We start from the raw sequence: 24108 nt of genomic DNA, 5'->3' as shown, positions 1-24108 counted from the left end.
TGGCATCCTGGTACCCGTGACCGAGCAGGAGAGCAGGGCGATGGCGCGATGACCGCGCCCGTGGTGCCGGTAGGGCCCTTTCAGCCGTATCAGTTGGTGCAGGCGTTCGCGCTGCTCAACGACGAGCCCGTCGGCGGCGATCCGGCGTCCGATCTGCTGGGCACCGCTGGGCGGGCCGCCGAGCTCGCCGCGCTGATCCGCAGGTCGCGCTCCTCGACGCCGTTCACACTCGCCCTCGACGCCGACTGGGGGATGGGCAAGAGCAGCCTGATGCACCAGGTCGCGGCGGATCTCGCGGCCGACCAGGCGATCGAGTGCGTGTGGTTCAACGCGTGGACCTCGAACGGCGACGACGCCCTCGAGGGTCTGATCAAGTCAGTGCTGGACAAGTTCGACCGCAACGCCCTGCGCAGGGCGGCCAACCGGGTGCGGCAGCATCCCCGGGCGCTGCGCCTCCTGAGCGCCGTCACGCTCGGCCTGATCGGCATGTTCTTCCGGCTCGGCCCGGCCGTCGACGAGCTGTGGTCGCGGATGGCCAGTGACGCCAAGTCGCGGAACGAGTCCCGCGAGATCATCAAGAGCCTTGCCACGGAGTGGGCCGACGGCCCGCGCGGCCGCCGCATGCTCGTCGTCTTGGTCGACGACCTCGACCGCTGCGAGGACGCGACCGTCCAGGCCGTGTGCGAGGCGATCAAGGTGTATCTCGACGTGCCGGGTCTGGTGTTCGTCCTCGGATGCGACCAGGCCCGGCTGGCGTCCGCGGGCCTCGGGGCCGGCGCCGACGGGCCGCCGGCCACCGGCGAGTACCTCGAGAAGATCGTCCAGAGCAGCTACCGCATCCCCGCGCCGGACGCCGAGCAGGCCGAGCGCCTCGTCCTCGGCTACGCCCGCGCATCGGGCACCGACCAGCTCCTCGGCGGTTCGCTGGTGTCCCTCGTGGCCGAGCGCACCGGGCGCAACCCGCGCCGGATCAAGCGGCTCATCAACAGCTTCGTCCTCGAATACCACCTCAACGCGCGCTGGCAGGAGATCGGGGCCGAGGCCCTCATCCAGGTGATCCTGCTGCAACACCTGTATCCGGACTTCCACCGGGCCGCCACCCGCCCCGCGACCCGCGACCTCATCGGTGACTTCCTGCGGTACCGGGAGGCGCGTACGATCCTCCGTCTCGGCGCGTCGGTGGACGCGGAGGACGATCCCCGGTGGCAGGGCGTGGGCGATCTGTTCGCGGGCCTCGAACTGGCGGTCCCGGAGCCTCTGGACACCCGTGACTGGCCGGACCGGCTGGCGGACCTGAACGCCGCCGTGCCACCCGCCTTCGCCGAGCTCGCCACCGACCAGGGCTTCGTCACCCTGATGACCGACATCGAGGCGCTGCCGGAATCAGCGACGCTGCGGGCGGAGTTGCGGCGCGGCACCCAGGCCACGGCGCCGCCGCGATGGGGCGAACTGCCTCCGTCGTGGCAGGCCGCGCAGCCGCAGAGCTGGGTGCCGTACGCGCCGCAGGCGCAGCAGCCTCAGCCCCTCCGCCCCTCGTCCCAGGCCCAGGGACAGGCCCAGGGCCGGCCCGCCGGACAGGACAGCCCGGGGACGGCAGGCGGCTACGGCTACGGCGCGCAGCCGGGCTATGGCATGCCGCCGGGCTACGGCATGCCGCAGCAGGCCCCCGCCCCGCCGGATGCCTACTCCTACCCGCAGCCGGCCCCCCAGGGCCCCCGTACCCCTTCGGTTGCGCAGCCGCCTCAGCCGCAACCGGTCACCGCCCGGAGCGAGGACTACGCCAGGCTGCGCATCCTGTGGCTCGACCCCCACCCCGAGAACAACCAGTACCTGGTACGGCAGCTGGAGCGGCTGTCCGCGACGGTCCATGTCGTAGAGGACGAGGCCTCGGCCACGGAGGCCCTGCGCACTCGCGACGTCAACGTCCTGATCTCGAACATCCACCGCGGTGACGACCCCAGCGCCGGGTTCAACTACCTTGAGCAGCTGCGCGATTCGGGCCGGTACCGCGGCCAGACCGCCTTCTACACCGGCCGGCTCACACCCGATCGCACGGCCAGGGCCGAAGAGCTCGGCGCCTTCATCACCAAGGACCCCACGGCGCTGATGGAATTCCTCGGCCGCGCCGCACTGAAGGCTCCGGCGGACACCGACGGTTGAGCGACCGCCACCGCGAACGCCACCGCCGTGGCCGGTGCGCCTGGGCGGTCATTTCGCTGGGCGCAGCGTGAGGTGGGTGACTCCCGTGGAGGCGAGGACCCGGGTGGTCTCGAACTCGATCGTCTCCGGGCCCATGTCCTCGAACAGCCGCACCCCGGCCGCCCAGCAGTACGGGGACCAGGTGGATCTGCAGCTCGTCGAGGAGCCCGGCCTTCACGAACTGCTGGATCACCTGTCCGCCGCCCGCGACGGCCACGTCCTGGCCGCCGGCGGCCTCCCTCGCCCGGGCAAGCGCGCTCTCGACCCCGTCGGTGACGAAGGTGAAGGTGGTCCCGCCCTTCTTGACCAGGGGCTCGCGGGGGGGGTGTGGGTGAGGACGAACACCGGGCCGCGGAAGGGCGGCTCCTCGCCCCACGGCTCCTCGCCGCTGGCGAACATGCGCTTGCCCCTCACGTAGGCCCCGGTGCGGGACCACGTCTCGCCCATGAGATCGGCGTCCTGGTTGCGCTCGCCGCCCTCCAGACCGTGCATCTCGCGCCAGCTCGCCAGCCCGTACACCCACTGGTGCAGCCGGTCGCCCCGGTCGCCCAGGGGGTTGCCGGGGCCGTCATGGGGCCCCGCGACGAATCCGTCGAGCGAGACCGAGATGTCCGCGATGACCTTGCTCATGGGGCGCTCCCTGCGGTGCCGGCGCCCACGCGCCGGGTGCCTCTCATGTGGCTCCAGCCGCCGCCATTGATCGTGTCCACTCCCGTCAATGAGCCTACGGCCAGCCGGCTCCGGGTACGGCGACCTCGGTGGCGAGCACCTGGCCGCTTCCCGCGGGGACCATTTCCGGTAGGTCGTCTCGCCACTCGGCCGCCACCACGAACAGTGTCTTCCCCGCGGGGCCGCCGAGCGTGCACGCGAACCCGCCGCGGTCCAACTCGATCTCGTGCAGCACCCGGCCGCCCTCGGCGATACGCGCACACCGCTTGTTGGGCACGTCGGCGTACCAGACGGCATTCTCGGCGTCGATGCAGATGCCGTCCGGAGTACCGTCACCGAGATCTGCCCACACCCGACGATGAGACAGCCCGCCGTCGGCATCAATGTCGAAGGCCGCGAGGCTGTGGCCGTACGATTCGGCGACGATGAGGGTGGAGTTGTCGGCGGTCACCGCCATACCGTTCGGGAAGGCGAGTCCGTCGGCTACCCGCCGGATGGAGCCGTCCGGGGTGACCAGGCTGACGAATCCGGGAGCATACGCTTCGCCGGCCATCATGTTGAAGCCGATGCTATTGACGTAGGCGTTGCCCCGGCCGTCCACGACGATGTCGTTCCAGCCCGACTTTCCCAGGTCGGCATGGGTCACCAGCGCCCCGTCCGACTCCCGGCGCAGCAGTAGCCCGTCGGCCGACGAGACGATCAGCAGCCGGCCGTCCGGCAGCCAGGCGGTACACAGCGGAAGCGACTCCACCCGGGCGATGACCTCACTTCGACCGGCAAGATCCACGGCGATCACCTCGTGCGCGGACCAATCGGAGAAGTACAGCCGATCAGCGTGCCATCGCGGCGACTCCACGAGGCCGCGCCCGGCCAGCAGTGTCCGAAACTCGAACTCCTGCGTGCCGGCCATCCTCACCACATCCTCTTCTCGACGACGTCTGCCGATACTGACCTCCGGCTATCCAGAAAGTCATCGCCATTCCCACAGAGAGTCCTGGTCCGGAAGCGATGAAGCAGCCGATGTCGCAGTATGTCGGTGCAGGCGGGCAGCTGGTAGGCCTTCTCTCGTGGCTGCTGCTGCGGGTTTTCCCAGCGCTGCGGAGGCGCCGTGTGCGGAGCCTTGCGCCTGCGCAGGCAGGGGCTCGGCCGGGGCGTGAAGGCCTCGCCGAACTCCTGTGGGTCCGTCAGCCTCCGAGTCGGGTGCGCAGCAGCTGCTTGCCCAGCTCGGCGCCCTTGCGGCTATCGGCTTGTGCCACGTAGCTGTTGTTGTCATGCGGTCGTGTCGCCGAAGCCTGTGGCAGCGTTGGGTCGAGGTCAGGCTTTGCCGCGGCCGGTGATGGCGTCTCGGATCCGGTCGACCAGCCCAACGCCGGGAGCCAGCAGCTTGTTCAGCGGCGGCTTGTCCGGGGCGCTGGGGTGCGGGCGGGTGGGCGCTGTCTCCTTCGCTGCGCGCACCAGCTGACCCAGTTGCATGAGCTGATCGGTGGAGCATGCCTGCCGCAGGAGGGGGAAGAGTCGCTCCTCTTCGTCGCGCACGTGCTCGGCCACCTCACTCTCGAGTTTCAGCAGCAGCTGCTCAAAGGAGGCGTCATCCGGCGACCGGCCCTCGAGGTCTTTCAGGATCTCTTCGACCTTTGCGTGGTCGGCGATCTCTTTGTCGGCCAGGGCATCACCGTTGGCCAGGTGCTCGCGGACCGCCGGGTAGAGGTGCTCCTCCTCGGCCATGGAGTGCCGCACCAGTTCCATGGTCACCCGGTCCACCAAATCCCTGCGGGCCGGGGCACCGGGTGGTACCTCCTTGCACTTTTCGAACAGGTCCTCCACCTCTCGGTGATCGGTGGTGAGCTCCGCAATGACGTCCCCGCCGTTGACCATGCCCTCTCCTCCAGCCAGTCCCGTTGACGCCCCGGATGGACGCGCGACCCCGCCGAGGTTCCCCGCGGACGCCGCTCGCTAACCCGCTGGCAGACGCAGTGACCCGATCAGCCCCTCCAGCCGGCGCCCAGCACTCCGCGCCCTGCAGCGCAGCCTGCAGGCGTTCGCCCGGGCCTGACGAGCCCGCCGGGCTCAGGTGATGAGCAGGTAGAGCACCGAGAGCGCGGTCTCCACATCGGGTTCGACCGCGGCGACCGCGTCGTTGTAGAGGAACCCCTCGGTCGCCCGGACCATCGCGAAGGCCAGCGGCTCGATCTCCGCACGCGGCACGAAGGCGCCGGTCGCGGCCTCCGCGCTCAGCAGCGCGGCGACGGCGTCCACCATGCGCCCCTGCACACCGGCGTCACGGCCGGTCAGGACCCGTAGCGCCGCGTGGGTTTCCTGGCGCAGGAAGGCGCGCAGGGCCGAGTCGTCGGCCACGAAGCCGAGGAACCGCCGCACCGTCGCCATGATCCGTTCTGTCCCTGACAGGTGCGCAGACCTCCGGACGGAGGCATTCCAAATGTCCTCGGTGAGCGACCAGATGACATCGGCGAGCAGTTGCTCGCGCTGGCCGGTCCACCGGTAGAGCGTCGCGCGGGACACGCCCGCGCGGGCGGCGAGGGCCTGCATGTCGAGGCGGGTACCTGCCAGGAACATCTCCCGGGCCAGGGCGAACACGCCCGCGGGTGTGGCCCGCACCCGTACGAGGTCGCCCGTCCGTCGCTCCCGCGCGGCCCGGTACGCGGCAGAACCGACGGTGACGGGCGCCCGCCACGGCGCTTTGCGAGCCCCGGATGCGTCGTGCGCACCCGGGGCTCCAGGGGGCGGTGTGCGGGTCATCTCCCCAGAATACAAAGACCTGTTGCGTCCCCCCTGAGACAGATTCAGAATCTGTGTTACGGTCGTTCGCGCTCCATTGCCCTTGTGTCCCTTCGAGTGACCAGGAGAGCGATGAGAACTCACAGCGCGCCCCGCTTGGTGCGCCACTCCCCCATCCGGACCGCATTAGCCCTCTTATGCGTGCTTCTAGCCCTGCCGGCGATGGTCGGCGCATCCATCACGACAACCACGGCCGGGTATCCGGCCCCGACAACCGCCGCGAGCCATGCGCGAGGTCAGGACCCCCTCACCGTCAGCACCTCGCTCGGAACGGTGCGCGGCACGACCGGCCGTGACGGCGTACGCGTCTTCCAGGGAATCCCCTATGCGGCCCCGCCGACCGGTGAGCTGCGCTGGCGCCCGCCGAAGCCCGCCCGCCCCTGGTCGGGTGTGCGGGACGCCTCCTCGCCGGCCAGTCCGTGCCCGCAGATCCCGCTGACGCTGCTGCCGGACGGCAGCCCGATCCTCCCAGGCGAGTCCAACAGGACCGGCAGCACGTCCGAGGACTGCCTCTACCTCAACGTCTGGACGCCGACCCGCACCAGCGGCGGACGGCTGCCCGTACTCGTGTGGCTGCACGGCGGCGGGAACACGTACGGCGCGGGCAGCGACTACGACGCCGCGGCCCTGGCCTCCAGGGGCATGGTGGTGGTCACGGTCAACTACCGCCTCGGGGCGCTCGGTTGGCTCGCACACCCGGCGCTTTCGGCCGAGAGCACCGACGCCGCGTCGGGCGACTACGGCCTGATGGACCAGCAGGCCGCGCTGCGCTGGGTACGGCAGCACATCGGCGCGTTCGGCGGCGACCGGCAGCGGGTCACTCTCGGCGGCCAGTCCGCCGGCTCCGCCGACACCTGCCTGCACATCGCATCGCCCACCGCCCAGCGCCTGTTCCACCAGGCCATCCAGCAGAGCGGAAGCTGCACCTCCGCCGACGCCCTCGCCCCGCTCCCGCTCCCCGCGGCCGAGCGGAACGGTCAGGACTTCGCGGCTTCCGTGGGCTGCACGGACCCGGCGAACGCGGCGGCGTGTCTGAGGGCCGTGCCCGTGACGCGGCTCATCGGGAGTGCGCCCCGGCCGTCCGCGCTCTGGACTCCGAACACCGGGCCGGATGTGCTGCCCGTCGCGCCGCGCGAGGCGTGGGCCTCGGGACGGGTGAACGCGGTGCCGACGCTGAGCGGCAGCACCCACGACGAGTACCGCTACTTCACGGCGGTGTACGTGGACCTGCTCGGCAACGGCCCGCTCACGCCCGCCAGCTACGCCGCCCTGGTCCGCCTGCAGCAGCCCGGAAAGGCGGAGGCCATCCTCAGGGAGTACCCGGCCGCCGCCTATCCCTCGGCCAACCTCGCCTACTCCGCGTACGGGACCGACCAGCGGTTCGCCTGCCCGGCCCGCGAGGACAGCCGGCTCTACAGCGGGCGCGTCCCCGTGTACGCCTACGAGTTCGCGGATCCGCAGGCCCCGCCGTTCGTCCCGGCGCCGCACACACCGCAGGGCGCATTCCACGCCTCGGAACTGGTGTACCTGTTCCCGATGGACGCACTGCGGCCCCTGACCCCCGCCCAGAAGCGCCTGTCACGCGTGATGACGGGCTACTGGGCGAGGTTCGTCGCCACTGGTAACCCCAACGGGCCGGGCGCACCCGTCTGGCCCCGGTACACCGCCGGTGGTGACCGGATCCAGGTGCTCGATCCGGGAGGTGTCGCCCCCACCACCGGCTTCCCGGCCGACCACCACTGCGCGTTCTGGCAGGCCCCAGGCGCGTGAGGCAGGCCGGACGAGGGGCGCCGCGCGCGTATCAGCCGGCGGCGCCCCTTCGGCGGCCGGTATGAGCGCGCCCCTGAGAGCGGTGACGCGGCCCCTCCTGCAGGAGGGGCCGGCCAGCTTCGCGCCCTCCAGCTTCGCGCCGTCCAGCCGCGCCCCTTCCAGGCCTGCTTCCCTCAGGTCCGCGTTGAGCCCCCCTCGGGGGATGCGCATGGTCATGAACACATTCGAGCGGATGCAGCGGTGCGGGCGCGACGGTTTTCCGGGACCGCGGAGAGCCGAAGCTCACCGGCCGCGAGACTGGCTGAAGCGCAGCAGGTTGCCGGAGGGGTCGCGGAAGGCGCAGTCACGGACGCCGTACGGCTGGTCGATCGGCTCCTGAATCACCTCGGCACCGGCGGCGCGGATGTGCTCGAAGGTGGCGTCGCAGTCTCCGGTGGCGAAGATGACGCCGCGGAGCATGCCCTTGGCCAAGAGCTCCTCGAGCGCTTGCTTGTCGGCCGGTGAGGCGTTCGGGTCCGCGCTGGGCGGTTCGAGGACGATGTCCACGTCCGGCTGCGAGGGCGAGCCGACCGTCACCCAGCGCATCCCCTCGAACCCGACGTCATTGCGCACTTCGAGGCCCAGAACGTCGCGGTAGAAGGCGAGGGCCTTGTCGTGGTCGTGAACGGCGATGAAGCAGTGTGAGAGCTTGAGATCCATACCGCTCACGCTACGAGCCGGCGCCGGGTTTGGCTTCTCCGTTCCTGACCGGCCGCGTCATGATCTTCGCGTAGCACGCCGGGATGGCGGCGCCGTGGTCGTGGCTGCGGGCCCGGTACGAGCTCGGGCTCTCGCCGACCAGCTCGGTGAACCGCGAGCTGAACGACCCCAGTGACGTACAGCCGACCGCGAAGCAGACCTCCGTCACCGTCAGGTCGCCCCGCCGCAGCAGCGCCTTGGCCCGCTCGATCCGGCGGGTCATCAGGTAGCTGTACGGCGTCTCGCCGAAGGCGGCGCGGAAGCTGCGGGAGAAGTGGCCCGGCGACATGAGGGCGGTGCGCGCCAGGGCCGGGACGTCGAGCGGCTCCGCGTAGTCGCGGTCCATGAGGTCACGGGCCCGGCGCAGCCTGACGAGGTCCTCCGGTGTCACACGACCAGCATCCCATGGCGGCGGGTCCGGACGATGCCGGGAAAGTGGATCGGTTCGGCCGGGCCGGGACCGACTGGGCCGGGACGGGGCCGGGACCGGGCCAGGACGGTGAGGACTCCGCTGTCAGGGGCGTTCCCCTTCCTTCTCCGTCGGCGTGAGCACCTCCGAGGTGACGCCGGTCAGCGGTTTCTCCGGGCCGGGATCGGGCGGCGGGGCGGTCTTCGGCGCACGGGGTCCCGGCAGGGAGCGCTTCAGCGGGTCCAGGTCCAGGAGGTCGTCGAGGGGCTCCTCGCTCGGCGGGGTCCCGGGGCGCTTCGGGGCGGGTCGGTCGTCGTCGGACGGCGGGCGGTCGCGCCGGTGATCTTCGGGTGGCGCGCTGGAGCGCCCGGACGGCCGGGGCCGCGGCGACCGCTCTGCCTCCGGCCCGGGCGACGGCGGGGTCGCCGGGGCGGCGGCGCTCGGAACGATCTCGCCCGAGTAGACGCGCATCCAGCTCAGCACCAGCTGCAGATATGCCTCGGAGTGGTTGTACGCGAGTACCGCTCGCCGTATCCCCTCGGCTCGCCGCAGGTCACCGCCTGCCGCGCAGAGGTAGCGCCCGGCCGCCAGCCACGCGTCGTCGACGTGGTGCGGGTCGGCCGTCCCGTCCCCATCGCCGTCGGATCCCCAGCGGTGCCACGTGGACGGGATGAACTGGGCGGGGCCGACGGCCCGGTCCCACACGGGGTCGCCGTCATAAGTCCCGCCGTCGGTGTCGCGGATGGCCATGACGCCGGGGCCGCCGTCCAGCCGGGGCCCGAGAATGGGGTGGCGGGTCCGGCCGCGGGCGTCCAGGTCGCCACCGCGCGCGTGGCCGGACTCCACCCGGCCGATCGCCGCCAGCAGCGGAACCCGAAGCCCGCACCCGGGCTGCGACCCGGTCAGCGCGGTCACCGTCTTCCGGTACGCGGCGAGCACCCGGCCGGGAATCCCGTACGCGGCAGGAAGGCGCGGCGCGACCACCTTCGGCCCGCCCTCCTCGTACTCGCGCCCGTCCCCGTCCTCGATCTTCCACGGCACCGGAAGCGCCTCCGGCACCTCCACCGGAGGCTCGGGGTACAGCGGCGGGCTGCCCCCTCCCCTGTTCCACGGCACCGGCGGCGCCGACGGTGACGCGCCCACCGCGGAGGACTGCCCGGCCAGTGGCAGGACGGCGGCGGTCGCCATGCCGCCCGTCGCGCCGACCGCGACCACTCCGGCGATCACCTGGTGCCACAGCAGCGAGCCGCGCTGCGTCCCCGGCCGGCTCACCAGCACACCGTCCGCGCGCCCAGGGGCGCCGTCCACGTGCCGCCCGAACCCCGCATGAAGAACGTGCACTTGGAGTCGGTGGTTCCCTTCCCCGCCACGTAGCCCAGCGGCACGGTCAGGCCGCCGAAGCGCTGTCCGCGGAAGGTGTAGAGCTCCTTGGCCAGCCCGGCTCTGCTGATGTCGCCGGCGCCGCGCGCCGCCTTCTCGAACACCTTCGCCGACGCCCACCCCTGCGCGGCCGCCGGTCCCGCCGCCTTGCCGCCGCCGTACTTGTTCCAGGCCGCGTCGAATTCGCGGATCGCCGGAGTCGAGGCACCTGCGAAGGGGAACACGGCCATCGAGGCCAGCACGTTCGTCAGTCCGGGCTTGCCCGCACTGTCGGCCGCCATCGTGGCCGAGGGCTGCAGGAACTGGGGGTTGAAGTTCTGCCGGCGGCAGGACGAGGCCACCCTGGCCACGGTGTTCGGGTCCCCGGTGACCATCATCAGCTCCACGCCCGCATTGCGCGCCTGGATGCACTCGGCGGTGTAGTCGGGCTGCGTAAGCGAGATCTTCGCCCGGTAGACCGGGTCGAGGCCGAAGCGGCGGGCCGCGTTCCCGTCGCCGAACATGTGCTCCCCGGCATGCGTACACGCGTCGCTCTCGGTGCAGATCAGGCCACCGATCTTGTTGCCCTTGCCGTACTTGGCGCCCAGTTTCGCCAGCCCGTCCAGCGCGGTCGACGAGGCGGGGCACTCGCTGAACATCATCGGGCTGTTGCTCCACAGAGTCGTCGAGCAGTCGCCGCCCACGACCGGAACCTTCTTCTTCTCGACGTAGCCCTTCCAGGCGGCGAGGGTGTGGGTGGTGGTGAACGAGGCGACGATGGCGACCGCCTTGCGCGTCTCGACCAGTTCCTGCACGTGGCTGCGGCCCTTGGCGGCGTCGGCGCCGTCGTCCATGACGATCACCTGGACCCTGCGGCCGTTGATGCCGCCCTTGGCATTCACAGCCGCCGCCCAGGCCTGCAGCGCCCGCGGCCCCTGCGCGAAGGCAACCCCTCCGGGCCCGGAGTACGTGCCCACACTGCCGATGACTATGGGCGGACCGCCCTTGCCCTTCCCGCCGTTCCGACCCGCGCCCGACGAGCCCGAACCGCCCGACTGTGCACCGGACGTGTCCTTCCCGTCCCCTCCGGTCCCGGCGGATCCCGATGCGCCGGACTCGTCTGCCGCGCCCTCACCGGTCGACCCGCCGGTCGGCCCGTCCTCCCCCGGCACGGTCTCGCCGGTGCCCGTTCCGGAGCCGCCGGCGCCGTTGCCGGCGGCCGCGCGGACGATGGTGTCGTGGTCGACGCGGGTACCGCAGGCGGCGAGCGCCAGGCTCAGCACCGCCACGGCCGCGAGAGTGCTGCGGGTACGGGGTGGGGTCACGGTCTCCTCCACGGTGCGGTGCCGGTGTTGCGGGTGCGTGGGTCGGTCTTTGGGGTAGGGGGCCGTCAGGTCTGCGCGCCCAGGTACTGCTCCATGAGCCGCGCGCTGTCCAACTCCCCCGGTTCGCCGGCGAAGTCGATCCGCCCCCTGTTCATGAGGTAGACGTAGTCGGCCAGTTCAAGCGCCCGGGTGACGTACTGCTCGACGAGCAACAGCGCGCAGCCGGAGCCGGCCAGCTTGCCGAGAAACTCGAAGATCTCGTCCACGACCACCGGCGCCAGACCCATCGACACCTCGTCGAGCAGAACGTAGGCGGGGCTGGTGACGTAGGCGCGCGCCACGGCCAGCATCTGCTGCTGACCGCCGCTCATCGAACCGGCGGGCAGGCGGAGTTTCTCGCCGAGAACCGGAAACGCCGAGACCGCCTTCTCGATCGCCTCGTCGAGATCGCCGCCGGCCGCCTGGATCAGGATGTTGTCCCGCACCGTCAGGTTCGGGAACACCCCGCGCCCCTCGGGCACGTGGCAGACGCCGTGGCGGGCGAGGATGTGCGGGGGCTTGCCCGTCAGGTCGTGGCCGTCCAGGCGGAGCCGTCCCGAGCTGGGCGCGAGGAGCCCGGAGGCGACCCGAAGTGTCGTGGTCTTGCCGGCGCCGTTGGTGCCCAGCAGCGCCACCACCGATCGCGGCGGCACCCACAGCGACACGTCGCGCAGGACGCGCGTGTCCCCGTATCCGGCGCTGATGTCCAGCAACTCCAGCATCAGGCCGCCTCCGATCCCAGGTAGGCGGCGCGTACGGTCTCGCTGGCGCGCACCTCGGCCGGCGTCCCCTGGAAGATCATCCGGCCGAAGTCGAGGACGTAGAGGTAGTCGCAGACGGACATGACGAGCGCCATGTCGTGCTCGACCAGCAGCACTCCGCAGCCCCGTTCGGCCACCACCTGGGTCACGATCGCCCCGAACCGCTCGGTCTCCGCGGTGTCCAGACCTGACGACGGCTCGTCGAGCAGCAGCATCGAGAACCCTCCGGCCAGCACCCGGCCCAGGTCGACCAGGCGGCGCTGCCCGGTCGACAGCGAGCCCGCCACCTCGTGGCGCAGCGTCCCGAGACCGCACAGGTCGAGCACCTCCTCGGTGGCGCGGCGTACGGCCTTCCGCTCGGCCGGCGAGCACAGCAGCTGCCTGAGGGGGTGGCTGCGGGCCAGGCGCGCTTCCCGTCCGATGGCGATGTTCTGTTCCACGGTCAGCGAGTCGAACAGGTCCATCCGCTGGAAGGTCCTGCCGAGGCCCAGCTGCGCGCGTGCCGAGGGCGGGCGGCCCGTGATGTCCTTCCCGAAGAGGTCGATCCGGCCCTCCGAGGGGCGCAGCAGTCCGGAGCAGGCGTTGAACGTGGTGGTCTTTCCTGCCCCGTTGGGGCCGATCAGCCCGGTGATCCGGCCAAGCGGCGCCTCAAAGGCCGCCGCGTCCACCGCGGTGTTCCCGCCGAACCGGATCGTCAGCCCCTGGGCCCGCAGGCCCGGGGTTCCGTGACTGATCACGGTGGTCTCCTCGCCGTCGCTCATCGCGAAGCTCCCCTCGCCAGCCCCGCACCGAGCCGGACGCGCGCCGGTCCCGGCTCAGCCCCTCGCGCGCTCCTGGCGGCGGCGAGCCGGAGCCGCTGGGCGGCGGGCCCCTCCGAGCCGAGGCGTTCGCCGGCCCGCGACGCCGCCGGGTCCGCGACGCCAGGAGCTCCGCTGCGCCGCCCGGCCGCCCCGGCCTCGCGGATGGCGACGGCGAGCGCACCGAGCCCGAAGAGCACGGGCTGCCACGCGACGACCGTCTCGTCGGTGACGTACGCCGGGACGACCACGAGACCCACTGCGGCGGCGACCGGCGCGGCCGAGCGCAGGCCGGTGCAGAGCACCAGAATGGCCAGCCAGGTCAGCGATGCGTACGAGGTGAACGGCACGCTGGTCGCCGACTGTCCCTGGGAGGCGTAGAGCGCTCCGGCGACCCCGGCGATGAACGCCGAGATGGCGAAGACGGTGACCCTGGTGACGTTCACGCCGAGGCCGAGCGTGGACAGCGTGGTCGGCGAGTCGGCCATGGCACGCAGCAGCCGCCCCAGCCTGCTGCGGCCAAGACCTGCGATCAGCAGCGACCCGGCGACGGCGACGGCGAGCAGCACGTAGTAGAACGCGGTGTCCCCCGCGAACAGACCGGGCCGTGTCGCGGGCAGCGTGCCGGTCGCCCCGAACATCCATGCCGAGCCGTAGACGACCTTTTCGAGCAGCAGCCCCAGCCCGAAGGTGGCCAGCGCCAGATACAGCCCGGAGAGCCGGATCGCGGGAATGGCCACCAATGCTCCGACCGGCACCGCGACGGCGCCCGCCAGCAGCACCGCGAGCGGCCACGGCAGCCCTGACCCGACCGCCAGGTGCGAGAAGGTCGAGGCGCCCACCGCGACCAGGGCGGCGTGGGCCAGCGACACCTGGCCGGAGGTCCGTACGAGCAGGTGCAGCGAGGCGAAGATGAGCACGAACACCAGCGCCGTGGAGTACACCGGCAGCTTGGTGCCGGCCACGAACGGGACCGCCGCGGCCAGGACGATGGCGACGGCCGCCACCCCGCGCGCCGCAGTGCGACTCATCAGCGGCGGCGCCGGCGGCGCGGACCGGTGCTCACCGACCTCCAGGAGTTTGCCGCGGCCCGCCAGCAGCAGGACGGCGAACAGGACCAGGAACGGCAGCGCGGGCGGCAGCCCCGAGAGCACCTCCGAGTGGGACACCATCTTGGTGGCGAGCGCGGCCAGCACGCCGATCAGCAGCCCGCCGGCGTAGGTCAGCGGAAGGCTGGAGAAGAGCCCCACCGCCGCGGCCCCGTACGCCTGCACCACCAGGAGCGTCAGCAGCAGCGCGTCGAGCCCGATCTGAGGGGCCAGCAGGACGCCGGAGACCGCGGCGAACCAGCAGCCGATCAGCCACGCCCAGCTCCGTACCGCGTACGCGCTGGTGCCGGACAGCGCCAGCAGCGCCGGGTCGTCCACGACGGCCCGCATCTTCACGCCCATCGGCGAGATCCGGAAGAACAGGAAGAACCCGAGCGCGCCCGAGGCGGCGACGGCCGCGGAGATCAGCTGGTCGACGCCCACGTTGATGCCGATCAGCTCGACGGTGTCGGTGGGCAGGAACTCGGGGAAGTCCAGGCCCGAGCCGCCGTAGTGCGCGACCAGGCCCATGGTGATGGCCAGTTGCAGGCCGACCGTGGCCACGATCTTCGTGGTCGGGGTGCCGCCCGCCAGGCTCCGGGTGACGCGTTCCATGGCCGACGCGATGACCGGGGGCACCACGACCACGGCGATGGCCAGCGCGAGCGGCCAGGGCAGCCCGCGGACGACGCGCAGGTCGTAGTAGGCGAAGGCGGCCACCGCGGCGATGGCGCCGTGCGCGAAGTTGAAGATGCCGGAGGTCTTGTACGTCAGCACCAGGCCCATCGCCGCGAGCCCGTACACCGAGCCAGTGGTGATGCCGATGACGACGAAGGACAGTAGATCGTTCACGCGGCACACACCCCGCACGGCTCGCCGTCGTCGAGCCCGGCCGGGGTCACGTCCTTGCCTGCCACCAGCGGACAGTCCGGATGGTGCAACCGGGCCATCCCGGCCGCCCGCACCAGCGGCAGCGGGACCGTCGTGTCCGCGGACCGGGCGGGCCGCGGCGACGCGGCCGTACGCGACGCCTCCTCCGAATCCTCCTGCGGTGCAAGGGAGATCAGCGCGACACGGCGCTCGCCGACCGCCCGGCGCAGCCGCAGCAGCCACAGGCACAGGCCGCCGGCCGAGACCGCGAACCCCGCGACCCCGACGTTCAGCCAGGCCGCCTGCCGCGGCGCCGACACCGTTCCGCTTGCGCCGAACCAGGCGGCCACGATCACGGCGAGCCCGATCAAGGTGGTCGCGCAGACCGTCAGGACGTCGCCGTCCCGCCACGGTTCAGGGCGCCGCCCCGCGCCGCTCATCGCCCGTCCTCGGCCGCGGGCGCGGCCACGAGGCCGGTGCGGTCGCGCTCGGCGGGTGCGGGAGCCGCGGGGGCCGCGGCGGCAGCGGGAGTTACGGCGGGCTGGCCCGGCTCGTACGCGCCGGCGGCCTCGGCAGCCCTGAGCGCCTGCTCGATGCGGTCGAGTTTGCGCCACTCGTCGCGCAGGTCGGCCGACAGCCACAGCGCGGTCGAGATACCGAGCAGGAAGAGCCCGCCGAGGCCGGCGCTGGCGAGGTAGGGCAGCTGTTCGGCCGGGTACGGCGTCCCGCTCACCCCGTGCCAGCCGACGATCAGCACGACGGCCCCGGCGACGCCGGTCCCCGCCGCGGTCAGCCGGTCCCACTGGCTGCGTACCCGGGTCATGATGTCCATCGAGTCTTCACTCCCAACAGGCGCAGCAGGTTTCCGAAGGCGAACGTGGCCACGGCGCCGAACGCGAGCACGAGAAAGACGCCGGTCACACCCATGTCGGCGGGGCTTCCGGCCAGCCGGGTGGGCGCCTCGGCCGTGGGTGCGGGTGCGGAGTCGCCGGCTTGTTCCGGGGGTGCTTCCGGTTCCGCCGCCGGGGGCTCTTCCTCCGGTGCGGGTGCGGAGTCGGCAGGAGCTTCTTCGCCGCCGCTCGCGGGTGGGGGTTCCGCCGCGGGTGGCACCGGTACGTCCACGCCGCCCGGCGGTGATTCGACCCGGTCGGCAGCGGCGAACGCGCGGCCGAAGACGTACTGCAGCGTGTAGACCGCCCTCGACTGGGGGTCCTTCTGCCGGGCGAGGACTTCGAAGCCGGCCGACATCACGCCGTGTTGTGTGCGCTCCTCGCTGAGGTGGCGCACCCGCACTCCCGCGGCCGCGAGGGCCTCGGCCGGATCGGCGGCGCCGGGCAGGGGCACCGCCTGGCCTCCGGCCCGTATCCCTTTGCGGGTGATCTCCACGACCTGCCCCGCGACTTCGGTGCGGCCGATGGTCAACTGCGCGTCGCGTACGAGCTTGCCGTCCGCGCCGACCGTGGCCGTCGCTGCGCTGCGCACCTGGCCGAGCCGCAGCACGCGGTTGATGGTGATCGGCTGGGTGTCCGCGGTGGCCGAGGCCTTCCCCACCCGCTTGTCCGGGTCGGCCTCGGCCTGGGCGAGCGCGGAGGTCGATCCCGACGCGGCGTCCTGACCCAGCCGCGTCCGGGCCTGGGCCCGCGTGAAGGTCTTCGTACTGTGCGAGCTGAGGGTGTGGCCCTGCTGCCCGGCCTCGGACTTCTCGTCGGACGGGTAGCGGGAGGCCACGTACGCCGGGTACTCGGGGAACTTCTGGCCGGTCTGGCTGCCGAGCAGGGCGGGCGCGGAGACGATCGTCTCGCCGGGGTACGGACTGCCGGCGAACCCGGACGACTCCTCGACACCGGAGTTGACGCAGGCCTGGGCGGCGGGGATCGCCGCTCCCGAGGGCGCCTGCAGCACCGTGTTGTCGCTCGCGCTCACCATCACCTGCAGACCCTGCGCGCTCGCCACCACCGGGCAGTCCGCCTCACCCGACTCGGATGACTCGGCTGATTCGGCGGATTCAGCTGCTTCGGCTGTTCCGGCTGTTCCGGCCGACGTGGCCGCCGCAGCGCCTCCGGGCAGGCACACCAGCAGAACGACCGTGCCCAGCCCAGCGAACGCACGGGCATGCGATGACAAGGGGCGGGGCGGTTTCTTGGGCATGTACGTGCTCCACCGGGGATCGACGGCGTCTGCAGACGGTGATGCGACCTGGGGGGTACGTACAACTCTCAACTGACGGTTCGTCAGAAGGAAAGCCCTGAGCTCACCCGATCCCGGTGAGCGATCGCCCCGCTCCCACTCACCGGGACACACTCTTGGCACGGAGTCCGCCGGGGATTACGTCCTGGCTCTTCCACTCTCAGCGGAAGCCTGACATACCGACAGGCACTGCTCGGCTTCGTATCGCTAGGTGGAGGTGGAAGATGACGGTCCCGTTGATCGTCGACACGTACGTGGGGATCTCTTCTCCCGGGCAGGACGGCCGCCCGTCGGCGACGTCCGCCATCGCACCGGCACGGCCACGGCCCTCGCCACCGAGCTCCATGATCGAGCGGATGACACTCATCCTCGACGCCTTCGATCCCGCCACGCCCACGCTGTCCCTGCTGGAACTGGCCGAGCGCACCGGCCTGCCGCGCTCCACCGTTCACCGCATCCTCGACCAGATGATCCGGCTGCGCTGGCTTGCGCACTCCGCCGGCGGCTACCGCCTCGGCATACGCCCGCTGGAGCTGGGCGGGCTCGCAGCCGACCACAGCGAGATCCGGGACGTCGTCAACCCGCTGCTGTACGAGCTGTGCCAGAGGACAGGGTTCGTCAGCCATCTCGCGGTGCTGGACGGGCGCGAGGTGGTCTACCTCGACAAGGTGGGCGGGCGGGCCGCCGCCCATCTGCCCACCCGGCTCGGTGGGCGGCTCCCCGCGCACACCACGGCGGTGGGCAAGGCCATCCTCGCCTCGCTCGACCCGAGCCACGTCGATGCCCTGTACCGCCCGTGCAGGACACGGCTGCCGGTCCGTACGCCGCGCACGATCCGCAGCATCGCCGACCTGCTGGGCGAGCTGGAGCAGGTCCGGCTGCGGCACGGTGTCGCCATGGACAACGAGGAGTCCATGACCGGCATCTCCTGCGTCGCGGCCCCGCTGCGCGGCCGCGGCCCGGCCACCGCCGCGCTCTCGCTCTGCGGCGACACACGGGCGATGAACGCCGGACGGCCGGCGTCGATGGTGCTCGAAGTCGCCCGGGAGGCGAGCCAGGCGCTGTTCCCTCACCGGCGCCGATGGCCGTAGCGCCGCCTGGCACAGTGCTGCCCCGGGTCGCCTGGCGCAGTGCTGCCCTCAGTCCTGCCGGTACGGGTGGAGAAGCCGCCGCTGTTGTACGAGTTGCCGCCGACGAAGCTGCGGCACCACCAGCTGCCACTGAGTAGTCGCGCCTCGCGCCACGCGGGGCTGTCCGCGCTCGCCGCGGATACCCCCGTCGGCTGCCCCTGCGGCATGAGCCGGTCGGTGGGACCCTGGTGGAGGAACCGGCAGAAACGACTGGCAGAACGACTGGCGGAAGGACAGCCGCAGCTCGATCACGGGGAAGCCGATGCCGACGAGGATCCTGCTCGAGGGGCGCCCCGGCGTGGGCAAGACGACCGCCGTACGCCGGCTGGCCGCGCTGCTGCGCACCCGCGGGGTCGTCGGCTTCACCACGGAGGAGATCCGGCACGGCGGCACGCGGGTCGGTTTCGCGCTGGAGACACTGGCGGGCGAGCGAGCCGTGCTGGCGCACGTCGACTTCCCCGGGCCACCGCGGGTCGGGCGGTACGGCGTCGACCTGGGCGTCATGGAACGGCTGGCGCTGCTGTCGCTGACGTCGGCGCCGAGGGATCCGGGACGGCTCGTGCTCATCGACGAACTGGGGCGGATGGAACTGGCCTGCACCGCGTTCCAGGACGCCGTCCGTTCCCTGTTCGAGGCCGACGCCGACATCGTCGCCACCGTCCACGCGCACCGCGACCCCTTCACCGACGCCCTCAAGCAGCGCGCCGACATCGAACTCGTCCCTCTTACCCGGGCGAACAGGGACGCCCTCCCGGGGGAACTGGCCGCTCGGCTGGAGAACCCACGGGAGAACCCCTGAGGATCTCGCGCCCCGCTCGCCAACAGGCTCCGGCCCCGCGCTGGCGAGCAGCCGGGGCCGGAGCCGGGAGAAGAGGGGCCTGCCTGGGGTCAGGTGACCTTGGGCATCTCCCCCTCCGTCGTCTCGAGGTCGATCACGGAGAAGGTGGCCCCCTGCGGGTCGGAGACGGCCGCGAACCGGCCGAACGGGCTGTCGTGCGGCCCGAAGTGCACCTCTCCGCCGTGCTTGGTGACGGTGGCGATCGCGTCGTCGCAGTTGCTGACGGCGAAGTAGACGTTGACGTACGGCGGGACCTCGGCGGGGAAGTCGCCGGTCATCTTCATCCGGCCGACCACCGTGTCGTCTCCGAGGTTGTAGAGCTTGAAGTCGACCGCCTCGTCCTCCAGCGTCTTCACCCCGTAACCGAAGACGGCCGGGAAGAAGGCGTCCGCCTTCTGGGCGTCGCGCGTGGTGATTTCGGCCCAGCAGAACGAACCGGGCTCGTTCTCCTTCTCGAAGCCCTTGTGGGTGCCCGCCTGCCAGACGCCGAAGACGACGCCGCTCGGGTCCTTGGCGATCAGCATCTTGCCGAACTCGCCGACGGCCATCGGCTCCATCATGGGGTCGCCGCCGTTGTCGCGGATCTTGGCGGCGGTGGCGTCGATGTCCCGCGACGCGAAGTAGATGCTCCAGGCCGGCGGTCCTTGCCAGCCGGGCATCTGGGGAGAGACGGCGGCGACGTTCTTGCCGTCCGAGTACGCCTGCGTGTAGTTGCCGTACTCTTCCGCGGGTTCGCCGAAGGTCCAGCCCAGCAGTTCACCGTAGAAGCTCTTCGCGGCCTCCACGTCGGGGAACATGGCGTCGGCCCAACAGGGCGCGCCTTCAGGTTTCTCGGCCATGGCCTGACTGCCTCCTGCTTTGCTCCTGCTCAAGGGGTGTCGGGTTGCCACGCTATCCGTGGATCTTGGCTCACGCCCGGCAAAGTATTCGAACACATGGTCAATTCTTGGGGTGGGCCATGACGCGGCGGCGGACCTTCGCGCCGGACAGGCCTCAGGCGCGTCCGGAACCCGCCGCGACGCGGAGAGGCCGGTTCGCCGCCATCCATCCATCAGGGAATGCGACTTCCCCGCCCGCCTCGCCGAAAAAGCAAGAACCTTCAACCAATTCGAGCGGCAGTGGCGAATCGATCCTTCAACCATCGCGGCGCATATGCCCCGTGAATGCGGCACAGTGCGCTTGCGCCATGAAGTCCGGGGAGACGGAAGGGCGATGGATTGAGCAGGCCAGAGGCGAAAGATGAATATGGAACTAGTTATCCCGCGCGACTAGTTTCGCTACGACTTCACGATGAGTAGGGTATGGCCCGCTGCCGATGGATCTCTGGAAGGGGTCCGGCTGAATTCGGCGTGAAGGGATCTGTGGGCGATGCCGCCCGCCGGATCGGGAGGGGATCGTGACTGCTGGCTCGTTCGAGGGGCAGTACGTGTGGCATCCGGCGGCCGACGATCGCCGGTTGGCGCGGGCATGCATCGATGTGAGGGCGGGTCGGTACCTGAGCGCACACGAGGCACTGAAGGAGACCCGCGGGGATTTCGAGGTGCGGGCCCACCGGTCGCTGGTCCTGGCATCCGAAGCGGCCGACTCGGATCTGGCGGAGCGCTGGTTGGCCGAGGAGCCCAGCGCGGAGTCCGCTCTGCTGTGGGCGCGCGTGGCGATGCTCCGGGCCTTACGCATGGCCGACGCCCGTGATCCACGCGAGGGCACCCTGGTGCGCATCGCCCACGTGGCGTGTGAACGAGCGGCCCAGATGCTGCCCGAGGACCCCACCCCCCGGGTGGCGCAGCTGGCTCTGGCCCGCCTCGACCGGCCTTCCGACCCCGCCCCGGAGGGGCTGCTGACCGCCCCTCCCGGCCCCTGGCGCCTGTTCGCCCATATCCTCCGGCTCGATCCCTGGAACCGCGAAGCACACCACCGGTTCCTGGCCTTCTTCTTCACCCGCCACGGCGGTTCGGCGAGTGCCAGATGGGATGTCGCCACGTTCCTGAGCCAGCGGGCACCCGTCTTCTCGGCGCTGCGACTTCTGCCGCTGGTGGCCCTGGTGGAGGACTACGACCCCTCCGCTCTGCTGGCGGACCGCATCTGGGAGCAGCCCCAGTGGAGGGGTGCGGCCCTGGGGATCTCCCACAACTGGCTTCCCCACGTGGCCGATTATCGGTTCACTCCGGTGCTGGACCTGTCATATCTGGCGCACGCACTGTTCATGGCGAAATGCGAATTCGAGGCGCGGGAAGCCTTCACGGCCATGGGTCCGTATGCGTCTCGAATGCCCTGGAGCGTGTTCGGTGATCCCGAAGAGCAACTGACGAGAGCCAGACGTTTGTGTGGACTCCCGATACCCGGTGCCGCCTGATCCATCCCGTTTTCCATCAACCCCTCGGAGAAAGGTCGCGGCTGTGACGGAGCGTTCGTCTCTCACTCGCCCGAAAAGCGGTCGTCATGCAACGCCCGTCACGCTCGATGACGACGCGACACTGCATGCCATGGGTTATCCGCGGAAACTCACCCGGAGATTTCGCGCGTTCGACAATTTCGCCATTTCCTTCACGATCATCAACATCATCTCCGGGATCTTCTCCTCCTTCGGATTCGGCATGGGTGCCGGCGGGCCAAGGATTCTCATCTTCGGCTGGATCGGCGTGTCCGTCATGGTGCTGTTCGTCGGTGCCTCGATGGCCGAGATCGCCTCTGCCTACCCGACCAGCGGTGCGCTCTACTTCTCCGCGGGCAAGCTCGCCAAGCGGCATCGCGGCGCCTGGTCCTGGTACACGGGGTGGCTGAACTTCGTGGGCCAGGTGGGCGGGACGGCCGCCACAGGCTTCGCGGCCGCCACCTTTATCCAGGCGTTCATCGGGCTGCAGTGGCCCACGTACGAGGTGACAGCACAGAAGACTGTCGCCATCACGGCGGTGATTCTGCTGCTCCAGGCACTGGCCAACACCTACACGGTGCATCTGGTCGCCATACTCAACCGGATTTCGGTGTGGTGGCTGCTGATCGGCATGGTGGTGATCGTGACCGCCCTCGTCGTGGTGCCCACGCACCATCAGCCGGCTTCGTTCGCCACCCATTTCGTCAACAACACCGGTTTCACCAACGGCGTGTACGGCGCCATGCTGGGCCTGCTCGTCACCAGTTGGACCTTCACCGGCTTCGACGGCAGCTTCCACATGTCAGAAGAAACCGTGAAAGCAACCGTCAACGCCCCCAGGGGCATCATGCGTGCGATCGCCTACTCCGCACTCACCGGGCTGATCCTCATGCTGGCCCTGGTATTCGCGATCCACGACTACGACAAGACAGCGAGCGCTTCGGCGCCGCCGGTGCAGATTCTCATCGACGCGCTCGGCCTGGGCACCGCCAAGCTGCTCCTGCTGATCGTGATCGGCGCCATGCTGTTCTGCGGCCTGGCCAACATGACCAGCAATACCCGCCAGATCTTCGCCTTCTCCCGCGACGGGGCGATGCCCGGCTCCCGCCTGTGGCATTCGGTGTCCCTGCGCACCCGCACCCCGGTCAAGGCCGTCTGGCTCGCCGCGGCCTGCCCCCTGGTGCTGGTTCTGCCCGGCTGGTGGTCCCACACCGCCTTCACCGCCGTCGTGAGCGTCAACGTCGTCGGGCTCTTCCTCGCATACGGCGTACCCATCTTCCTGCGGCTGCGTCTGGACGACTTCCAGCCCGGCCCGTGGAACCTGGGGCGTTACGGCAAACTCGTCGCGGCGATCGCGGTGACCTGGATCGTGCTCAGCAATGTGCTGTTCATGCTGCCCCAGGCATCCCCGGTCACCGTCACCTCGTTCAACTACGCGCCCGTCGCGCTGGCCGTGGTCCTGTTCATCGCCACGGTGTGGTGGTTCGCCACGGCCCGCCGGCGCTTCCAGGGTCCCGTGAGCTACGGCAGCCCCGACGAAGTCGCCGCCATGGACCTGATCTGACCCACCTGACACCTGACCACCCGACCACCTGACCCACCATTGCAACCGCCCGCAGCCGCCCCGCGGCGGCTGCCGCACCCACACCCAAGGGAAGGGAAGAACAGAACGTATGGCCCCCCTCGGCGAAGCTCCGCTTCCGCGCTCCACCACCGAGAACCCGACCCCCCGTCCCGCCGGCACCAGCGGACTCACCATCACCGGCGCCTCGCTGGACGACTGGCACCAGGTGGCGGAGTGGGCCGCCGAGGAGGGGTGGAATCCCGGCAGCGGCGATGTGGCCTGCTTCCACCCCACCGACCCCGCCGGGTTCTTCATCGGTCGCCTCGGCACTCAGCCGGTCTCGGCGATCTCGATCGTCAACCACTCCCACGAGTACGCGTTCCTGGGCTACTACCTGGTCCACCCGGACCACCGCCGGCAGGGGCTGGGCCTGGCCACCTGGCGCGCCGCGTTCCCGCACGCCGGAACCCGGACCATCGGCCTGGACGCCGTACCCGCGCAGCAACCCACGTACCAGCGCGCCGGGTTCAGCCCCGCACACGACACCGTCCGCTACGCAGGACGCCCGGAGCGGTCGGGAAATCCGGCAGGCGCAGTCGTGCCCGTCACCTCGGCCCACCTCGACGCGATCGCCGCGTACGACCGGCAGTGCTTCCCCGCGGACCGGCGCGGCTTTCTCACCCGCTGGCTGGCCGCCCCCGGCCGCACCGCCTACGTCCATCTGCACGACGGGCACCTCGCCGGGTACGGGGTGATCCGGCCGGCCCGCGACGGCTGGCGCATCGGGCCCCTGTTCGCCGACACACCCCAGGGCGCCGAAACGCTCTTCGACGCTCTCACCGCTCACCTCGGTCCGGATGACGAAGTGGGCCTCGACGTCCCCGAGCCCCAGCAAGCCGCCCGAACCCTCGCCACGGCCCGCGGGCTGACACCCCAGTCCCACACCGTGCGCATGTACACAGGACCGGTGCCCCCGACGCGGGCGGACCGCACCTACGGCGTGACCAGTCTCGAACTCGGTTAGCGCACCGGCCCGGCCCCGCCGGGCTGCGACGGTGCCCGCTACCCGCTGAGGTGCAGGCTCCGGGGTGAGCAGGTGGATGAGCGTCGGGCGCCTCTCGGCCGGGCGGTCCGCGGACAGCCGGAGACCGGGCAGCCTACCGGTCAACAGCTCCAGAATAAGGCGCAGTTGCTCACC

General features: G+C 71.0%; 23 protein-coding genes. 7 read left to right on the top strand and 16 right to left on the bottom strand.

Annotated features, from left to right (window positions below; genetic code table 11):
• The first annotated feature begins 48 nt into the window (after positions 1-48).
• A complete protein-coding gene (locus ACTWP8_RS15405) occupies positions 49-2160 on the top strand; it encodes a P-loop NTPase fold protein (RefSeq protein ID WP_443322721.1) in 2112 nt (703 codons plus the stop codon).
• Here ACTWP8_RS15405 and ACTWP8_RS15400 read toward each other — a convergent pair.
• The 5 genes from ACTWP8_RS15400 to ACTWP8_RS15380 form a co-directional block, all read right to left on the bottom strand.
• Positions 2084-2416: a dihydrofolate reductase family protein gene (locus ACTWP8_RS15400; RefSeq protein WP_443322720.1), complete on the bottom strand. Its 333-nt coding sequence runs from the start codon at positions 2414-2416 to the stop codon at positions 2084-2086. The genes ACTWP8_RS15405 and ACTWP8_RS15400 overlap by 77 nt on opposite strands.
• Positions 2389-2829 carry a hypothetical protein gene (locus tag ACTWP8_RS15395; protein ID WP_443322719.1) on the bottom strand — a complete coding sequence of 147 codons (441 nt, stop codon included), beginning with the start codon at positions 2827-2829 and terminating at the stop codon, positions 2389-2391. Before ACTWP8_RS15395 ends, ACTWP8_RS15400 begins: the two co-directional genes overlap by 28 nt.
• Before the next feature lie 94 nt (positions 2830-2923).
• Entirely contained in the window at positions 2924-3778 is an 855-nt protein-coding gene (locus tag ACTWP8_RS15390; protein ID WP_443322718.1) for an SMP-30/gluconolactonase/LRE family protein, read from the bottom strand.
• Positions 3779-4182: 404 nt separating this feature from the next.
• Positions 4183-4743 carry a hemerythrin domain-containing protein gene (locus ACTWP8_RS15385; protein ID WP_443322717.1) on the bottom strand — a complete coding sequence of 187 codons (561 nt, stop codon included), beginning with the start codon at positions 4741-4743 and terminating at the stop codon, positions 4183-4185.
• A gap of 192 nt (positions 4744-4935) precedes the next feature.
• On the bottom strand, positions 4936-5625 hold the full coding sequence (locus ACTWP8_RS15380; protein WP_443322716.1) for a QsdR family transcriptional regulator: 690 nt from the start codon (positions 5623-5625) through the stop codon (positions 4936-4938).
• 111 nt (positions 5626-5736) lie between these two features.
• On the opposite strand from ACTWP8_RS15380, the gene ACTWP8_RS15375 reads away from it, so the two are divergent.
• Positions 5737-7434: a carboxylesterase/lipase family protein gene (locus tag ACTWP8_RS15375; RefSeq protein ID WP_443322715.1), complete on the top strand. Its 1698-nt coding sequence runs from the start codon at positions 5737-5739 to the stop codon at positions 7432-7434.
• A 282-nt stretch (positions 7435-7716) separates the two neighbouring features.
• On the opposite strand, the gene ACTWP8_RS15370 is transcribed toward ACTWP8_RS15375, so the two are convergent.
• The 10 genes from ACTWP8_RS15370 to ACTWP8_RS15325 all read right to left on the bottom strand — a co-directional run bounded on the left by ACTWP8_RS15370 (position 7717) and on the right by ACTWP8_RS15325 (position 16968).
• On the bottom strand, positions 7717-8133 hold the full coding sequence (locus ACTWP8_RS15370) for a VOC family protein (RefSeq protein WP_443322714.1): 417 nt from the start codon (positions 8131-8133) through the stop codon (positions 7717-7719).
• 10 nt (positions 8134-8143) lie between these two features.
• Positions 8144-8563 carry a helix-turn-helix domain-containing protein gene (locus ACTWP8_RS15365; protein ID WP_443322713.1) on the bottom strand — a complete coding sequence of 140 codons (420 nt, stop codon included), beginning with the start codon at positions 8561-8563 and terminating at the stop codon, positions 8144-8146.
• 123 nt (positions 8564-8686) lie between these two features.
• The gene (locus ACTWP8_RS15360; protein WP_443322712.1) at positions 8687-9853 is read right to left on the bottom strand and encodes a lytic transglycosylase domain-containing protein; all 1167 of its coding nucleotides are present in this window, start codon (positions 9851-9853) and stop codon (positions 8687-8689) included.
• Complete coding sequence (locus ACTWP8_RS15355; RefSeq protein ID WP_443322711.1) at positions 9850-11265, bottom strand: ABC transporter substrate-binding protein; 1416 nt, start codon at positions 11263-11265, stop codon at positions 9850-9852. Before ACTWP8_RS15355 ends, ACTWP8_RS15360 begins: the two co-directional genes overlap by 4 nt.
• Before the next feature lie 65 nt (positions 11266-11330).
• On the bottom strand, positions 11331-12026 hold the full coding sequence (locus ACTWP8_RS15350; RefSeq protein WP_443322710.1) for an ABC transporter ATP-binding protein: 696 nt from the start codon (positions 12024-12026) through the stop codon (positions 11331-11333).
• Positions 12026-12826 (bottom strand): ABC transporter ATP-binding protein, encoded by an 801-nt coding sequence (locus ACTWP8_RS15345; RefSeq protein ID WP_443322709.1) that lies wholly within the window; start codon positions 12824-12826, stop codon positions 12026-12028. The genes ACTWP8_RS15350 and ACTWP8_RS15345 overlap by 1 nt, the downstream gene beginning before the upstream one ends.
• Positions 12823-14802, bottom strand: a complete 1980-nt coding sequence (locus tag ACTWP8_RS15340) for a branched-chain amino acid ABC transporter permease (protein WP_443322708.1) — start codon at positions 14800-14802, stop codon at positions 12823-12825. The genes ACTWP8_RS15345 and ACTWP8_RS15340 overlap by 4 nt, the downstream gene beginning before the upstream one ends.
• On the bottom strand, positions 14799-15260 hold the full coding sequence (locus tag ACTWP8_RS15335) for a hypothetical protein (protein WP_443322707.1): 462 nt from the start codon (positions 15258-15260) through the stop codon (positions 14799-14801). Before ACTWP8_RS15335 ends, ACTWP8_RS15340 begins: the two co-directional genes overlap by 4 nt.
• Positions 15257-15652 carry a hypothetical protein gene (locus tag ACTWP8_RS15330; protein WP_443322706.1) on the bottom strand — a complete coding sequence of 132 codons (396 nt, stop codon included), beginning with the start codon at positions 15650-15652 and terminating at the stop codon, positions 15257-15259. The genes ACTWP8_RS15335 and ACTWP8_RS15330 overlap by 4 nt, the downstream gene beginning before the upstream one ends.
• Positions 15640-16968, bottom strand: coding sequence for a hypothetical protein (locus tag ACTWP8_RS15325; protein ID WP_443322705.1), 1329 nt, complete (start codon positions 16966-16968; stop codon positions 15640-15642). The genes ACTWP8_RS15330 and ACTWP8_RS15325 overlap by 13 nt, the downstream gene beginning before the upstream one ends.
• Positions 16969-17231: 263 nt before the next feature.
• Here ACTWP8_RS15325 and ACTWP8_RS15320 point away from each other — a divergent pair, with 263 nt between their 5' ends.
• Both ACTWP8_RS15320 and ACTWP8_RS15315 read left to right on the top strand, forming a co-directional pair.
• Complete coding sequence (locus ACTWP8_RS15320; RefSeq protein WP_443322704.1) at positions 17232-18098, top strand: IclR family transcriptional regulator; 867 nt, start codon at positions 17232-17234, stop codon at positions 18096-18098.
• 301 nt (positions 18099-18399) lie between these two features.
• Positions 18400-18936 (top strand): NTPase, encoded by a 537-nt coding sequence (locus tag ACTWP8_RS15315; protein ID WP_443322703.1) that lies wholly within the window; start codon positions 18400-18402, stop codon positions 18934-18936.
• 89 nt (positions 18937-19025) lie between these two features.
• Here the strand turns inward: ACTWP8_RS15315 and ACTWP8_RS15310 are convergent, their stop codons facing one another.
• Entirely contained in the window at positions 19026-19814 is a 789-nt protein-coding gene (locus ACTWP8_RS15310) for a VOC family protein (RefSeq protein ID WP_443322702.1), read from the bottom strand.
• Between the two features lie 557 nt (positions 19815-20371).
• Here ACTWP8_RS15310 and ACTWP8_RS15305 point away from each other — a divergent pair.
• The 3 genes from ACTWP8_RS15305 to ACTWP8_RS15295 all read left to right on the top strand — a co-directional run bounded on the left by ACTWP8_RS15305 (position 20372) and on the right by ACTWP8_RS15295 (position 23934).
• On the top strand, positions 20372-21328 hold the full coding sequence (locus ACTWP8_RS15305; protein ID WP_443322701.1) for a hypothetical protein: 957 nt from the start codon (positions 20372-20374) through the stop codon (positions 21326-21328).
• A 130-nt stretch (positions 21329-21458) separates the two neighbouring features.
• Positions 21459-22910, top strand: a complete 1452-nt coding sequence (locus ACTWP8_RS15300; protein WP_443322700.1) for an amino acid permease — start codon at positions 21459-21461, stop codon at positions 22908-22910.
• 109 nt (positions 22911-23019) lie between these two features.
• The gene (locus ACTWP8_RS15295) at positions 23020-23934 is read left to right on the top strand and encodes a GNAT family N-acetyltransferase (protein WP_443322699.1); all 915 of its coding nucleotides are present in this window, start codon (positions 23020-23022) and stop codon (positions 23932-23934) included.
• Positions 23935-24108: the final 174 nt, after the last annotated feature.

The sequence above is a fragment of the Streptomyces sp. 7N604 genome (genome assembly GCF_052245475.1).
Lineage (GTDB): Bacteria > Actinomycetota > Actinomycetes > Streptomycetales > Streptomycetaceae > Streptomyces.
This window is presented reverse-complemented; position numbering and strand designations above follow the sequence as displayed.